10 protein-coding genes are annotated in these 15,828 nt (G+C 63.2%); 6 read left to right on the forward strand and 4 right to left on the reverse strand.

The annotated features are described in order from the left end of the window. Positions 1 to 79 precede the first annotated feature (79 nt). Complete coding sequence (locus ABD742_RS05900) at positions 80 to 865, reverse strand: LysM peptidoglycan-binding domain-containing protein (protein ID WP_234748136.1); 786 nt, start codon at positions 863 to 865, stop codon at positions 80 to 82. Positions 866 to 1,029: 164 nt separating this feature from the next. On the opposite strand from ABD742_RS05900, the gene ABD742_RS05905 reads away from it, so the two are divergent. After that, positions 1,030 to 1,602, forward strand: coding sequence for a hypothetical protein (locus tag ABD742_RS05905; RefSeq protein ID WP_234748134.1), 573 nt, complete (start codon positions 1,030 to 1,032; stop codon positions 1,600 to 1,602). Positions 1,603 to 1,647: 45 nt separating this feature from the next. On the opposite strand, the gene ABD742_RS05910 is transcribed toward ABD742_RS05905, so the two are convergent. Further along, a complete protein-coding gene (locus ABD742_RS05910; protein ID WP_059387549.1) occupies positions 1,648 to 1,863 on the reverse strand; it encodes a helix-turn-helix domain-containing protein in 216 nt (71 codons plus the stop codon). A 161-nt stretch (positions 1,864 to 2,024) separates the two neighbouring features. On the opposite strand from ABD742_RS05910, the gene ABD742_RS05915 reads away from it, so the two are divergent. From ABD742_RS05915 to ABD742_RS05930, 4 genes are read left to right on the forward strand one after another with little or no spacing between them, the layout of a single operon-like run. After that, positions 2,025 to 2,663 carry an SAF domain-containing protein gene (locus ABD742_RS05915; RefSeq protein WP_372460874.1) on the forward strand — a complete coding sequence of 213 codons (639 nt, stop codon included), beginning with the start codon at positions 2,025 to 2,027 and terminating at the stop codon, positions 2,661 to 2,663. Then, positions 2,660 to 3,973 (forward strand): CpaE/TadZ family protein, encoded by a 1,314-nt coding sequence (locus tag ABD742_RS05920; protein WP_234748130.1) that lies wholly within the window; start codon positions 2,660 to 2,662, stop codon positions 3,971 to 3,973. Before ABD742_RS05915 ends, ABD742_RS05920 begins: the two co-directional genes overlap by 4 nt. A 57-nt stretch (positions 3,974 to 4,030) precedes the next feature. Then, positions 4,031 to 8,884, forward strand: a complete 4,854-nt coding sequence (locus ABD742_RS05925; RefSeq protein WP_234748128.1) for an NAD-glutamate dehydrogenase — start codon at positions 4,031 to 4,033, stop codon at positions 8,882 to 8,884. 30 nt (positions 8,885 to 8,914) lie between these two features. Then, entirely contained in the window at positions 8,915 to 10,384 is a 1,470-nt protein-coding gene (locus ABD742_RS05930; RefSeq protein WP_234748126.1) for a sensor histidine kinase, read from the forward strand. 131 nt (positions 10,385 to 10,515) lie between these two features. Here the strand turns inward: ABD742_RS05930 and ABD742_RS05935 are convergent, their stop codons facing one another. Beyond that, positions 10,516 to 10,764 (reverse strand): WhiB family transcriptional regulator, encoded by a 249-nt coding sequence (locus ABD742_RS05935; protein ID WP_003804966.1) that lies wholly within the window; start codon positions 10,762 to 10,764, stop codon positions 10,516 to 10,518. A gap of 360 nt (positions 10,765 to 11,124) precedes the next feature. On the opposite strand from ABD742_RS05935, the gene ABD742_RS05940 reads away from it, so the two are divergent. Beyond that, positions 11,125 to 11,490, forward strand: a complete 366-nt coding sequence (locus tag ABD742_RS05940) for a hypothetical protein (RefSeq protein WP_234748631.1) — start codon at positions 11,125 to 11,127, stop codon at positions 11,488 to 11,490. Between the two features lie 24 nt (positions 11,491 to 11,514). On the opposite strand, the gene ABD742_RS05945 is transcribed toward ABD742_RS05940, so the two are convergent. Beyond that, positions 11,515 to 15,654, reverse strand: a complete 4,140-nt coding sequence (locus ABD742_RS05945) for a type VII secretion EssC family protein (protein ID WP_234748124.1) — start codon at positions 15,652 to 15,654, stop codon at positions 11,515 to 11,517. Positions 15,655 to 15,828 lie beyond the last annotated feature (174 nt).

Genomic DNA, 15,828 nt, shown 5'->3' on the forward strand with positions numbered 1-15,828 from the left:
TTCCTCGGTTACGGATCGCTGGCTGGCGGCGGTTGGTAGTGGTTCGGCTGGCGGTTCGGCCGGTGGTTCGGCCGGGGAGCTACTTGGGAGGTGCTTGGAGGATCTGACCCGGGACAAGGAGACCCGGGTCGTCTCCGATGACATTCCGGTTTGCGGCGTACCACTTCGGCCACTGGAGGGCAATGTCGACGTCGCTGGCCAAGGGGCCTAGCTGCCGGGCGGCAATCGACCACAGTGAATCGCCTCGCTTCACCACCACTTCGCCTTGATTCGGCGAGGCAGACTGTTCCGCGGCCCGCTGTGGCCTGGTACCCAGAAGCCCCGGCTCGGCGGCAGGTGCGCGGGGTTGCCAATGGGGGTCGATCTCCGATGAGCCGGACTCAAGTGAGGGCACGACTGGGAGATGGGGAGAAGGACTGGAGGAGGGTATCCATTCGGCAGAGATGCCGCCGGACGGTGCTGAGCCGTTTGCCGGGCTCCACGCTGGTTCAAGCTGTTCCGGTGACGCATTCGCCACGGGGATTCCTACGAGGTTCAGGCCGAGAATTGCAACGGCCAGTCTGCGCATGAAGGCCGGGCTGAGTTTGGCGGTGGCGCTCGCGCAACGGTCCTTTCCCGATTGCTGGAGGAGAGCGGCGGCCATTGCCAGAAGGAATGTGGCGATCCACCAGACCCCGATCCCCAGACCGGCGGCAGTTGCGACAAATCCCAGGAGGTCTTCGAACATGGGTACCTGGAGTCGTCCTGCTGCGGAGTGCCATCGGTCAACCAAGATCAGCCCGGTGACAGCGAGCAAAAGAGCGAGCACCAGGATGGTCGCCGCCATTGCAACATCGCGCCGAGCGGGCCTGTTCGTCTGTTCCATGGGTTCCCCTTACCCAGTTGATGACATGTGAGGCTGTTTGATGGTACTTGATGCCTTTTGATGATGCTTGACCTATTTTGGGCACAGTAAGCGGCATTTGTCTAGGAGTTGGTTGTCTATGAAGAAAGATTGACCATTGAGGGGTGCACGCTTACGCTGACGCAATGCGTTGGGATGCTTTGTTTGAAGACATGGAGGCACAACTGGCCTCCGAACGATTGCTGGGACTTGAGTCCGAAATTTCAGAGCGGGCCCGCGTGGAGATGGCCGGAATCGACGTCTCCGACAGGTTGCGCGGAGCAATCGGCCAGAAGATTGATGTGACGCTGCGGTCCGGAACGCAGGTGTCCGGGACGCTCAGTCATGTCGGAAGCGAATCGTTGGTCCTGGACGAAGCTCGCCACCAGTGGTTGGTGCCCGTCACGGCAGCATTGACCTATCAGGGCCTGGGCCGGCAGGTGCGGGCAGGCCAGTCGAGGGCGTCACAGCGGCTTGGCCTGGCCAGCGCACTCCGAATGCTGGCCCGCGACCGGGCGGAACTGGCAGTTCACCTGCTTGAGGCGGCGCGGGAGGAGCGGACGATGCGGGGCGTCATTGATCGCGTGGGCAGGGACCACTTTGATCTCGCGGTCATGTTGCCTGGTGAAGTCCGCCGGTCCGGAAACGTCGTGTCCGTGGCAACAATTCCGTTCCAGTCGCTTGCCGCGCTGCGTTCATTGCGGGGCCAAGACTTGTAATCCGGGCCAGCGTCCCGCCGCAGCTACCTGGGGGCTGGACGGAGATCAGGAGGACTTGGATTTGGCCTCTTGGATTATCCTGCTCGCCTCGGCATAGCGTTCCTCGATGTACTGCTCCAGCATCTTCTCTTCGACGCGCCACTGGCCCCTGCCACCCACTTGGATGGCCTTGAGCTCTCCGCTTCGCACCAAGGCGTATGCCTGCGGCGAGTTGATCTGAAGCTGTTCGGCGACATCAGCGAGGGTGAGGAATCGGGGCATGCATCCATTTTGCCACCGTTCGACTCACTTGCCGGGGTTATCCACAGGTTGACGTAATTTGAGGCATTTGGCTTTCGGAAGGGACCCACTTGCGGTCAGAATAAAGGCCACTGAAGGTCGACGCCGACAGACAATGCAAACGGGGGAGCAAGATGGGTGTGGTGACTACCACGGCCGCTGCAGCGCGGCTCAGGAAACCGTCATGGAGGGATCCGCGACTTTTGGTGGGGATTCTCCTGGTCTTGGCATCGCTGGCTGGAGTCATCGCCCTTGTTGGAACCGCGGACCGCACCATTCAGGTGTATGCCGCTCGCGAGTCGATTGCCGTCGGCCAGAGAATCAGCAAGGACGATCTTACGATCGTCAAAGTCCGGCTCGACGACATTGAGTCCAGTTACGTGACTCTGGCTGACGGTCTGCCCGAGGGAAGAGTTGCCGTTCAGAGAATTGCCAAGAACCAACTCGTCCCGCAGGAGAGCCTGGGGGCCGCCGACTCCCTGGACCGCAAACCGGTGGCGATCGCGATCCAGGAATCACTGCCTTCCCAGGCTGTGGCGGGATCCCGCGTTGACGTTTGGGTATCACCCCCCGATGCGCGCAACGGTTTCGGCACGCCGCAGTTGCTGTTGCCCGGCGCGGAGATTGCCCAGGTCACGGAGGGTGCCTCCACCCTCGGAGCGTCGAAGGAGAAAGTGGTTCTGGTCCTTGTGACCGATGAGCAGATGCCGAAACTTCTCGGAGCGCAGGCGAATAAAGCGAAGATTGCCGTGGTTTGGAATCCGGGCGGTGCCGGCAAGTGAGTATCCCCGTTGTCACAGTCGGGCAGTCCCGGGAAGATTTGGTCGGGGGACTCGAGCGGCTCCACGGGCCGGTGACGGTGGTGCGTCGGTGCGGCGAACTCGCGGAACTTCTGGCCGCTTGCCAAAGCGGTCTCGCGCGCGCGGCGGTCGTAGCCGAAGGTGCCGAGGAATTGACGGCGTCGCTGGTCGACCGGCTGGCGGCTGTCGGAGTCTCCATCGTTGCCCTGAGCGATGACTCGGAGGAGGAAGGCCGCCTGCGCAGCATCGGCGTCGTGACAGCGTCCCTGGATGTAGATTCGGCAACGCTGGCTTCCAAGATCTCGGACGCCGTAGGCCAGCTGCCCGGACCAGGAAGGCGACGCGCGGAGCCGCGGGATTCCGGGTTTGCGGACACCGCCGCCGAACTCCGTCCCACCGATGCACAGGAAGAACCGGAGCACGTGCCCGCAGGGGCGGGCCGGATCATCGCCGTCTGGGGGCCCACCGGGGCGCCTGGCAGGACTCTTGTGGCTGTCAACATTGCTGCAGAGCTGGCGGCTGAAGGCAAATCAGTGATCCTTCTCGATGCAGACAGCTACGGGGCCAGTGTCGCGGCGTCGCTCGGCTTGCTGGACGAATCCGCCGGACTGGCGCAGTCTTGTCGACTGGCGGATCAAGGATTGTTGGATACCGAATCCCTCAAGCGGATCGCCGGACCGGTCTTCGCCAAAGCCACCAGTTTCCGGGTTCTTACCGGCATTACGCGCGCGGACCGGTGGACGGAGCTCCGGGCCGCCGCGCTCTCCTCGGTACTTGAACTCTCCAAGGAGATCGCGGACGTCGTCGTGGTCGATGCGGGTTTCTGCCTTGAGGCGGACGAGGAACTCAGCTTCGACACCATGGCCCCTCGACGCAACGCCGCAACCCTCCGCAGTATCGAACTGGCGGACACCGTTTACGCCGTCGGCGCGGCCGATGCCATCGGGGTTCCGCGGCTCGTGCGTGGCCTCGCGGAACTTGAACGGGCAGTCCCGCACGCGGCTCCCCGGGTGGTCTTGAACAAGGTCCGGGCAGCATCCGCGGGCCGCTCACCCGAACGAGAGCTCCGCGAAGCATGGGAGCGGTACGGCCCCGGTCATGGCATCGAGGAATTCCTTCCATCCGATCCTGAAGCTTGCGACGCGGCCCTGTTGTCCGGTGCCGTGCTCTTCGAAGCTGCGCCGGAGTCTCCCTTGCGCCTCGCAATCGCAAAAATGGTCTGTGCACCTGTCCAGCAAAATGGCAAATCCTCTGTCATTTATTCCAGAGCAAGGCGTCGTCTAAAGCGTTAGGCTCGCCATGTGGGCTGCAAGGACGCAGCAATTGAGATGTGATGGAGGCGTTTGTCGATGTCGTCAGGATCCAGCGTGGAGGATCGTTCTAAACCTGCAGTAGTCCGGGAAGGGTTCTTCGGGGACTACTACGAGCATCTCGCAGAGGAGGACGCCCGCGGATACGATGCCGAGCAATTGACCTCCAGGGCAGCGGCACACCGGGAAGCGGGGCAGAGCCGCAAGCCGGGCACTGCCAACGTCAGGATTGCCAACGAGGGTGATCGCAGCATTCTGTACATCGTTACGGATGATATGCCGTTCCTGGTGGACTCGGTGAACGCCGAACTCGTTCGCCAGAACTGCGCCATCCGGCTCGTCATGCACCCACTCTTCGTGGTTTCTCGTGATCACGTCACTGGCGATCTGTCCGACATCGCCCGGGTGCCGTCGAACATCGGCATCTCAAGCGGTGACACCGCGGCGATGCCGAACATCGCCCATCTGATCGCCCAAGGTGACAACGTCTCCCACATGGAGTCGTGGATCGCCGTCGAGGTTGACAGAGTGGCCGACGACTTCCAGAAGGAACTCGTGGACGGAATCCACCGCGTCCTGAGCGACGTCCGCGCCGCCGTCGAAGACTGGCCCAAAATGCGCACGAAGGCGCTCGAGCTGGCATCGTCCCTGGACAAGGTGGCCCACCCGGAAGACATCGCGGAGCTCAGGCAAGCGCAGGACCTGCTGCGTTGGTTGGACAACGGCAACTTCACGTTCCTGGGTTACAGGGAATACGACCTCATCACCGAGAACGGTGAAGACGTCCTTGAGTTGCGCGAAGCGAGCGGTTTGGGACTCTTGAGGGCGGGGGACCACCCGCACCAAATCCAGCACCTCACCGACGCCGGACGCCGGAAGGCGCGCGAGAAGCGCGCCTTGGTCATCACCAAAGCCAACTCGCGGTCCACCGTGCACCGCCCCGCGTACCTGGACTACATCGGTGTCAAGAGCTTCGATGTTGCCGGCAACGTCAACGGTGAGCGCCGCTTCATCGGCCTCTTCGCCACGAGCGCGTACACCGGTTCCGTCAAGAACATCCCCATCGTTCGGGAAAAGGTCGACGCAGTGCTCCGCTCGGCCGGGTTCCCGCAGGACTCCCACTCCGGCAAGGACCTCGTCGGTATTCTCGAGACCTACCCCCGTGATGAACTCTTCCAGATCGAGACCGAGGACCTGGCAGCAACGGCTTTGGGCATCCAGCGTCTGCAGGAACGGCGCCGCACGAAGCTCTTCCTGCGCCCGGATATCTACGGACGGTTCATGTCGGCACTGGTCTACTTGCCCCGTGACCGCTACACCACCAACGTCCGGCAACGAATTGAGCAGGAACTCCGCGAGACCTTCGAGGCCGAGAGCATTGACTACGAGGCCCGGATCACGGAGTCCGCACTCTCGAGGGTGTTCTTCCGTATCCGGCTGCCGCGGGAGGCGGAGCTCCGCGACGTCGACACCGGTGAACTCGAAAAGCGGCTTGTCCGGGCTTCGCGGTCGTGGGCTGAAGGTATTGCAGAGGTGCTCCGCGAGAACACCAGCGGGCTGGACGCCGAGCGACTGTCAGTCCTGTGGGCGGATGCGTTTCCCGCCGGATACCGTGTCGACTACGAAGTCGAGGACGCCCTCAAGGACATTGAGCGTTTCGAGAAGTATGCCGCCACAACCGACCGGAACGCCGTCGCCGTCCAGGCGGTCCCCGGAGTGCATGTCTACCTGCCCAACGGCGCCGGTGAGCTCCTCGAAGAGGATGCCCGCGTCAAGCTCTACCTTTTGGAACCGAAGAGCCTGAGCCAGATCCTGCCCTACTTCCACAATCTTGGCCTTGAGGTCCTCGATGAGCGGCCTTTCGAGATTGAAACTGCCGACCACCGGGACTTCTTCCTCTATGACCTTGGCCTGAAGTACCCCGCCGGTGTCGATCCCGTGGCTACCGGCCAGCTCTTGGCGGACTCCTTCAGCGCCGCGGTGACAGGTGCGGTGGAATCCGATAGTTTCGACCGTCTCGTGCTCCGGGAAGGTATCCACTGGCGGCAGGTCGTCATGCTCCGCGCCTATGCGAAGTACATGCGGCAGATGGGGAACACGAACTCCTTCGAGTTCATTGCGGATACCCTTCTCGCCAACCCGGAGGTTGCCCGCGGCCTGATTGACCTCTTCGGGGCCCGCTTCGATCCTTCGTCGCCCGACGCCGCGCGTCCGGCCCGCCAGGAGAGCGCCCGCGCCACACTGGCTGAAGCAATTGACCAGGTGGCCACGCTCGACGCCGACCGCGTCCTGCGGACTTTCGTCAACCTCATTGAGTCGACCCTGCGCACGAACTACTTCCAAGGCAAGTCGTACGTCAGCTTCAAGCTCGATCCGACCACCATCGACGGCCTGCCGTTCCCGCGGCCCAAGTACGAGATCTGGGTGTACTCGCCACGCGTTGAAGGCGTGCACTTGCGCTTCGGCAAAGTGGCCCGTGGCGGCTTGCGGTGGTCGGACCGCCGTGAAGACTTCCGGACCGAGATCCTCGGGCTGGTCAAGGCGCAGACGGTCAAGAACGCTGTGATTGTGCCGACCGGTGCCAAGGGCGGATTCTTCGCGAAGCAACTTCCGGATCCCGCACTTGACCGCGCCGCGTGGATGGCGGAAGGCATCGAAAGCTACAAGACCTTCATCCGCGGCCTGCTCGATCTCACCGACAACCTCGTGACCACAGCCGACGGCGAGAAGATTGTGCCGCCATCGGACGTTGTCCGTCAGGATGACGACGATTCGTACCTGGTAGTGGCTGCGGACAAGGGCACGGCAACCTTCTCGGACACTGCGAACGGCCTGGCCGCCGAGTATGGATTCTGGCTGGGGGACGCTTTCGCTTCCGGTGGCTCCGTAGGATACGACCACAAGGCCATGGCCATTACGGCCCGTGGTGCATGGGAGTCGGTCAAGCGCCACTTCAGCGAGCTGGACCTTGACACCCAGACCGAGGAATTCACCGTGGTCGGCGTCGGCGACATGTCCGGCGACGTGTTCGGCAACGGAATGCTGCTCTCCAGGCACATCCGCCTGCTGGCCGCCTTCGACCACCGCCACATCTTCCTGGACCCGACGCCGGACGCGGCTTCGTCCTTCGGCGAGCGGCAGCGTCTCTTCGACCTTCCCCGCTCCTCGTGGGATGACTACGACCGCTCGCTCATCAGCGCAGGCGGCGGGGTCTTCCCCCGCCAAGCCAAGGTCATTCCGATCTCGCCGGAGGTCCGCAGGGCCCTCGGCCTGCCGGACGGAACGGTTCAGCTGAGTCCTCCCGACCTTCTGCGTGCAATACTCCTGGCTCCGGCCGATCTCCTCTACAACGGCGGGATCGGAACGTACGTCAAGGCCAGCACCGAGTCCCACGCCGAGGTGGGGGACAAGGCAAACGACGTCATCCGCGTGAACGGGCGCGAGCTGCGCGTCAAGGTTGTCGGCGAAGGCGGCAACCTCGGAATGACGCAGCGCGGACGCATCGAGGCTGCACTGCAAGGTGTCATCCTCAACACCGATGCGATCGACAACTCCGCCGGCGTGGATTGTTCCGACCATGAAGTCAACATCAAGATCTTCGTGGACCGGATGGTTGCCGCAGGGAAACTGGATGCTTCCGAGCGCACATCCTTCCTCGCCGACATGACCGACGAGGTCGGGCGCCTTGTGCTCGAAGACAACATCGATCAGAACATCCTGTTGCTCAACGACCGGACACGCGTCGCCGAATGGAGCCCGAGCTACGAGCGCCTGATGGACTGGCTCGAGAAGTCCGCCGACCTCAAACGGGACCTTGAAGCGCTGCCGACCACCGACACCCTTCGTGAGCGGCTTGAACAGGGCCAGGGCCTGACGTCCCCGGAACTGTCCGTCCTCGCCGCGTACGCCAAGATCGAATTGGGCTCGGCATTGCGGGACAGTGATCTGGCGGATGATCCCTGGTTCCGTAAGACGATTCGCTCCTACTTCCCGAAGCAGCTCCGCGAACGGTTCGACGCCGAACTGGACACCCATCCCTTGCGTCGCGAGATCATCGCAACCGTGGTGGCCAACGACATGATCAACCTGGGTGGCATCACCTTCGCCTTCCGCACCATGGAGGAGACCTCGGCTACCGAGGTCGCCGTCGCGAAGGCGTTCGTAGCCCTCCGTGAGATCTACGAACTCGACTCGATGGTGCGTGAGCTCAATGCCCTGCCTGCTTCGTTCCCCACGGAACACTGGAGCACGGTGCACCTCGACATCCGGAGGCTTCTGGACCGGGCCGTTCGCTGGTTGCTCAGCCAGGGTAACGCCTCGAAGCCGATCTCGGAGATCGTCGCGGAATTCAAGCCGATGGTGGATCCGATGCGGGCCAGGGTGCTCGACTACTTGCGCGGCAGCGACAAAGAACGGGTCACCGGTTGGCTTGAAAAGGCGCGCTCTTGGGGCCTTCCCGACACGCTCGCCCATCGCTGGGCCGAGCTGTTCGAGAGTTTCGTACTCTTGGACATCGCCAAGATCACGCATAGCCGCGAGGCCCGTGTGGAAGAGGTCAGTCATGTCTATTACACGGTGTTCGACCGCTTCCACGTCGATTCGTTGCTGGAGCGAATTACGGCACTCCCGCGCGATGACCGCTGGCAGGCGCTTGCCCGCGCAGCCCTGCGCGACGACCTCTACTCGACCGTAGCGGACATGACGACGTCGGTGCTCGAATCGAGCGACGCCGGCCTCGACGCCGAGGCTCGTTTGCGGGCTTGGGAAGACCTCAACGCCGAGCAGTTGGGGCGCGCGAAGAGCATGTTCGACGAGGTCAACGCGCTGGAGGCCGACGACATGGCTTCTCTGTCGGTAGCATTGAGGCTCTTGAGGTCAATCGTTCGACGCTAGGGACAAGCCCGGGCGTCATATGGAGGTGCAGTGGCAATCTTTACAGACCCCATCAGGGAGCACGCTGATTTCGGGCCTGGAGATGCTGAATGGCTGCACCTCCTGGTCGGCGACTGGCAAATGGTCGCCGACCTGGCGTTCGCGGACTTGGCCCTATGGTTTCCGCATCCTGAGTTCGGTTATATCGCGCTTGCACACGTCCGGCCGTCGACGAGCCACACGGTGTTCCATGCGGACTTCGTCGGGGAAGGCATCCGCTCGGATCTGCAACCGATAGTCGACAAGGCGTGGTCCAGCCGTTCCATCGAACGCTCCAGTGAAACGAGCTGGAGCAGCGAGATGGCTCTTCGGGTTGAGGCGGTGCCCATGGTCAGGAACGGACGGACCCTTGCCGTCGTCACGTCGCATATGGACCTTTCCAGTTCACGGATGCCTTCCCGCCTGGAGCTCACGTACAGGCAATGCGCCTACGATCTGCTCCGGATGGGAACGCTGGGCCTCTGGCCGGACTTCGCGTCACCGACGGGTTCCCGCCGTGGCGCTCCCCGCGTGGGTGACGGCCTGATCAGGCTCGACGCCGACGGCATCGTCCAGTACGCGAGTCCGAACGGCGTCTCCGCATTCCGCCGGCTCGGCGAGGTGGAAACCTTGGAAGGACGGTCCCTCGCGGAAGTAACCGCAGGACTCCTCAAGGACCGGCGGATGGTGGACGAGACGTTGCCGCTTGTGGTTACCGGTCGGATGCCGTGGCGGAGCGAAATCGAGTCCCGCGGAGTCAGCTTGTCGTTGCGCGCGATTCCGTTGCGCGACGAAAAGCATCGCTTCGGTGCCTTGGTTTTGTGCCGCGACGTGTCCGAACTGCGACGTCGCGAGCTCGAGCTGGTGACCAAGGACGCGACGATTCGTGAGATCCACCACCGCGTCAAGAACAACCTGCAGACGGTGGCGGCTTTGCTGCGCATGCAGTCGCGACGGATGGTCAGCGATGAGGCGAAGCAAGGCCTGGAACAGGCAATGCGGCGAGTGGCGACGATTGCGTTGGTTCACGAGACCCTTTCTCAAGGGCTCACGCAGAGCGTTGATTTCGATGAACTCATCGGACGTCAGTTCCGGCTCTCGGCAGAAGTAGCGTCCCCTTCGCAGCACGTCCGGACTGAGCGCGCCGGCCTGTTCGGCGAATTGCCGAGCGACTTCGCCACGCCCCTTGCGCTGGTCATCAATGAGCTCGTGACAAATGCCGTGGAGCACGGCCTTGAAGGACGGGCCGGAACGGTATGGCTGATGGCCGATCGTTCCACGGGGGAGCGCGGCGATGAACTCCTGACGGTGACCATCGCCGATGACGGCGTCGGACTGCCGGAGGGGTCGTACACAGAGGGTCTAGGCCTTCAGATTGTGCGGACACTCGTCACGAGCGAATTGGGTGGCAGCATCCAGTGGAGGCCGCGCGACGGCGGAGGCACCGCCGTCGAGATCGTCCTGAACCTGGTGCGAAGCTGACGCCGGCCGCTGGCGGCGCGCTCTGTCGGTAACCGCGGTCAGACATACGAAGATGGCCCGGACCTTTCGGTCCGGGCCATCTTCGTATGTTCTCTTTGCCTCAGGCGCCGTGCTTTGTGGGCCCCAGATGCTTAGGAAGCGCGGCGGGCGCGGGCGGCGCGGCGCTTAAGTGCGCGTCGCTCGTCTTCGCTCATACCGCCCCAGACGCCAGCGTCCTGGCCCGATTCAAGGGCCCACTGAAGGCATGTGTCCACGACGGGACAGCGACGGCAGACACTCTTCGCTTCCTCGATCTGGAGAAGCGCAGGGCCGGTGTTGCCTACTGGGAAGAAAAGCTCCGGGTCCTTGTCAAGGCAGGCTGCGCGGTTACGCCAATCCATGCTGATCAGTCACTCCATTCGTGAGTACTAGTTAAGCCTTTTGTGAAAATATTCACTAGAGGCTTCATAGGAAAGGGGACCCATTGGGCCCCCTTGGTCGTCTGAGTCAAGCGTGTCATGTTAACGCCATGTAAACAAGGGGTTCTAGCGTTTGAAACCGTGAGCGATGCATCACATTGGCCACCGGTCTACTCACAGGTATTCGACTATGTCCGGTATTGTGCCAGTGTGTCAAGACCCCCTCTGAACCCCAACCATGACCCCGCAGCGCCCGGCGACGACGGCCACGGGACCGGCAGCGACAGCATCGGCCGGGCATCCGGCGGAGGACCGCGTCCTGCAGGAATCGTTGTTATTTCGATGGTGGTTGTGCTGGAAGCCCTCGCACTGTTGACCGCCGGGGCCCTGTATATATACGAGCTCGTGACCGGGGCTCCGGTGGCCTCATTCTGGGGAGCCGTGTTTACCCTCGGCCTTCTGCTGGCCTTTTCTGCATTGTTGTTTGCGGTGGGACACTTCCTGTTCCGTGGCTACCGTTGGACCCGGGCACCCGCGTTGGTTGCCCAGCTGTTCGCCCTGACGATCGGGTTTCCCACCATGACGGGAGGGCTGGTTCTCGCCGGTCTTGCCATGGTGGTGCCGGCTCTGGCCGGGATTGTCTTCTTGTTCGACAGGCGGGTCATTGCCTTTGCCTCCCGAACGGGCGGATCCCGCGCTGCACTCTAGCTGTTTTCACTCGGGTACGGCTTCCTAGTCCGGAGCAGCGACCTGGACGGAGCGTGTTCGTCCATGCTCGATGAGGACAGCACGACCCGGTGGTGGCGCCGGTTCGACGTCGACGCGGACGCCGAAGAATTCTCGAGCGGCAGGCGGCCCATTGCCGAGGAGAATTCCGCTTCCGTGGTTTCGGGCCAGGGAAGCAAGGGGTGTCCGCTGCAGAAGGACAGGGCTGCCCGCAGTTGCCACCACTGAGAAACCCATACCGGGAAGTTCAGCCAGGAGGCAGGCGGTTTCGCTGCTGAGGCGCTCGGCGTCGTCCACAAGGGGGATGACTTCTGCTCCCACGAGCCTGCGGCTTGCATCCCGGTGGAATTCGGCCCAAAAGGCATCAGGATCGGCCCCTTCGGGTGGTGTCCACCAATGATGGCCTGGATTGAGCACGGCCAATGCGGTGAGCAACGACGACTTGCCGGAACCGGGTGTGCCGAGGGCGAGGAGGACGGCTGGGCGCGGCAGCTTGATCCAAGCAGGTTCGTGTTCGTCCCCTCCAACCCCAAGGAGCACCGACCCCTGCGCACCAGCGCGGGAAACGGCAGTGGTTTCGGTTCGGCCATCCGCGGCGAGATCCGAAGCCCGGATGAATTGGGGCAAGGGATCCACCCGGAATGGGCGCAGTGCAGTCTCCGGGGGCACACAGTACGGCCAGGCCGCGCTTGGCGGGGTCGCCACGAGCTGCGCGACTGCGGTGTCAACATCAAGCAAGTTGCCACTCACGACTGCCCGGCCCTTCAGGGCCATCATTGTCGCGAACCGAGGCCACGCCAACCGCCCTTCTTCTGTGGTCCCAGTGGGAAAATATGCGCGGTTGGGGATTGACGCGAACATGCGCGAGGCGGTCAGTTCGCGGTCACCCGTGACAAGAACAGCCAGTCCTGCCTTCGGCCCATCGCGGACGATCGAGTGGACAACGTCTTCGGCCCAGGCCAGCGGTCCGGCGCGCAATTCGGAGACCCAGGAACCCCAGCTTGAAATGACCAGCAGAAGGGGGACCTGCCCGGCGACGGTTCCCGGGGATTGCCGCGCCGACATCTCAGCTGCGAACCTCTCCAGGATGCGGACTGCCCTTCTGATGTCGTTGGGGGAGGCAACGGCCCCTACGCGCCCCTGGGCTGCCACGTCGGTGAACGAACCGTCACCGTCGAGGACATAGAGATGGAGTTCATCGGCACTTCCTACAAGCTGCGCCGCCGCTGCCCGACACGTATCTTCAACTCCGCTTCCAGGAGGGCCAACGAGCCCAAGATTCCCGTGGACGAGCGGAGTCCAGGACAGGCCGGCAACTCGTTGTTGTGTGGGCAAGTCTGCCAAGCCAAGGTAGGCTGTCGGCCCTGCCGGCGTTCCGCTTGCCGCGTGCTTGCCCGCCATTGCCGAGGTGCCGAGGGATTCGTGAAACGGGATGGACTCGGGAAGCGGATGAGCAACAGGTCTCCGGGGCGGTGTACCCCCGAGGATGCCCCAAACCCGGTTGATTGCTTTGATCATCGGGCGGACGGCCTCTGCTGGCGTTGCAACCGCACCCCGGGTCTCTGCGTCTGCGGTTTCCGACCAACCGCTGAACCGGAGCGACCCCGCTGCCGGTCGGGCAATGGCTTTTGTGAGTGATGGGCCTTTTTCGCCGACCGAGAGGGTCGCTGACTGAAAGGGCTCGGGATCTTCCACTCCGCGAACCATGTAAGCGCGGCCAGGCAGGGACACCGGAATCGATGCCGCTGCCGGCGAGTTGATGACGTCCCGGGATTCCATTTCTGATTGGACGCGAAGAGCAATGCTGGTGGTGACGTTGGCCCGGATGTCCGCACTCAGTGCACCCTGCGGACGTTGTGTTGCCATGATCAGGTGGATGCCCAGAGACCGGCCCAGGGTGGCGATCCGCATCAATTCGGCCAGGGCATCCGGGGCGTCTTCAATGAGCATCCGGAATTCGTCAATGACAAGTACCAGACGGGGCAGTGCGGGAAGTTGGCTTCTTCGTCCCGCCGCGCCCCCGCCCCCGGTTCCTCCGGCTGTGGCCCAATATGCGGGCAAATCAGGGACACCGGCCTTCGCAAGGATCGCTTCCCGCATCCGGACCTCGGCACGGAGGGAGGAGCGGGTGCGTTCGAGTTCGTGTTCACTGAGATCCGTAAGCATTCCGACGCATTGCGGTAGGTCGAGCAATGGCCCGAGGCCCGAACCGCCCTTGAAATCGACGAACAGGAAGTTGACCCTGTCCGGGCTATGGGTCAGCGAGATCGCGGAGACTATTGTGCGCAGAAGCTCTGACTTTCCCGATCCCGTAGTTCCAGCAACGAGGAGATGCGGGCCGTCCGAAACCAGGTCCAGGGACCGGGGACCGTCGGCTCCTTGCCCAATGACTGCGGATAGCCCTCCGCGTACTGAGGAAGCGCTCCAGCGGGCCGCGATGCTTGAGGGCTCAGGGAGAAGCAGTTCGGCAAGCCCGCAGGTAGAGGGGACAAGGGGGGCCCTTTCAGTCGCCAGGCCAGGCACTCTTGCCAATGAGCGACAGTAGCGGTCGAAGACCGGGTGCGGCACAAGGTCAGGGTCAAATTCAGTTTCTGAAAGACACGAGCGGAGGACTGAGCGTTTGTTCCAGAGCTCGATTGCGGAACCGCTTTCGTCCCCGCTCGCGGTGCGTTCGAAGACTCTCCAACCAGACTCGATCGCCGCCAGCCGGAGTGAGTCGACGGCGGGATGACGTTCGGGCCCCACCAGAAACAGTGCTCCCGGTCTATCCGCGGGCATGGAAAGAACAGCCGCGGCTGAAGAGGCGTCCGTGGTCAAGGTGACGCGGGGGAGGAACCGGGCGCTTGACGGCAAGAGGGCTATTGGTCCGTGTATCAGAACAGGGACGTTGGCTGCGCAGGGAAAAGCCGCCAGCTGCATGAGCAGGAATCTGAACATTCCTTGCACCTTGGCTTCGGGTCCTGTGAGGGAAACGGCTTGGATCGAGGGATCCAGAACCACGGGAACGGGGCCCAACCGCGGTGGCTGAAAGCCCGGGTCCGCGGGATCGAGTGCAACCCGGGCGTTCTGCGGACTGATGCCGAGCCGGAGCCAGACATCGCGGCAGCCCGCCGTTCCTTGCGTTGTGACCGGGCCTTGCTCCGTGCCCGTGACTTGCTCCGTGCCGGGTCCCTGGGATGTGCCGGTGCCTTGGGTTGTGCTGGTTCTTGGCAGCGTCAACTGCATTCGCCCGCGTTCTCTTGAGAGGAAAACTGCTGAGTTGACGGCGTAGGCGAGCTCGGCGGCGGACGGTGAACACCGCCGTCGTCGGGCCCGGTCTTGTTCGACGGCCGCCGCGATCGCGGCAGCCAGAAGGCAGCGCTCCCGCCTTCCCGAAATTGCCGGGGCAAGGACCGCGATGGCAGAAATTGCGGTGAATCCGAGGAACATCCACATGCCAGTGGCCAGAGCCATTCCGACTCCCAGCAGGAACGGGAGCCCGGCCGTGAGGAGAAGTTGCGTGCGGCTGCCCGCATCGTGGCGCCGGGGGACCAGGATCGGCTGGGCGATGCCCAGCCCCGCTGCCCCGAGCGACTCCGCTCCGTATTCTCCGTCGCCGAAGACAATTGACATGACAGAGCCGCCACATCGGATCCTCGAGGCGGTTGAGAGAGGGGCGGAGCGGACTTTGCGTCCGTCCACCACCGTTCCGTTCGCGCTCCCGTTGTCGGTTATGGTGACCGCTGTCTCGGAAATCGTCAGGACAGCGTGGACCCGGGAAACATCAGGATCCGGGAGGCAGATATCGGCGTTGCTCCGGCCGATCCCGTAAGTGCCCCGTTCCAGCGGTATGACCATGCCCGCGGCTGGTCCGGCGTGAACCAGCAAGGACAACGCTGCGGGACTGCGATCGCGATCACGGGTGTCTTGCGCCTCCGAATCGGACCCGTCTACCAACACAGCTCCCGGCATGAGCGGCGCCGAGCCAACGGTGAGACCGCTGAGTGGCAGCCCATCGACTGCAAGTTTTCCGGTTGCGAACTCGGCCGCGACTGCAGCCTCGACCACGGCCCCAGGGGTGCCGTTGCAGGCGGCTATGGCCAGTTCGATGGGTTCGCCTTGCCGTAACGCCCGCGGGGCCCGGACGAGGGTGCAATGGAATGTCACTGTGTCCGCTCCTTCGGTTCGCGGGACTGCTGTTCTTCCACGATATTTGTGATGAGGACCGGGCGTTCCAGGGCAGTTGGCCTATGTGGAAAACGTTTCACTGATTCGCGCGGGAAGGGACCGGCCCGAAAACCGGGCGCGCCATCTCGGGTAGGCTTGACCTGCAGCCAATGC

The sequence above is a fragment of the Arthrobacter ramosus genome (genome assembly GCF_039535095.1).
Lineage (GTDB): Bacteria > Actinomycetota > Actinomycetes > Actinomycetales > Micrococcaceae > Arthrobacter > Arthrobacter ramosus.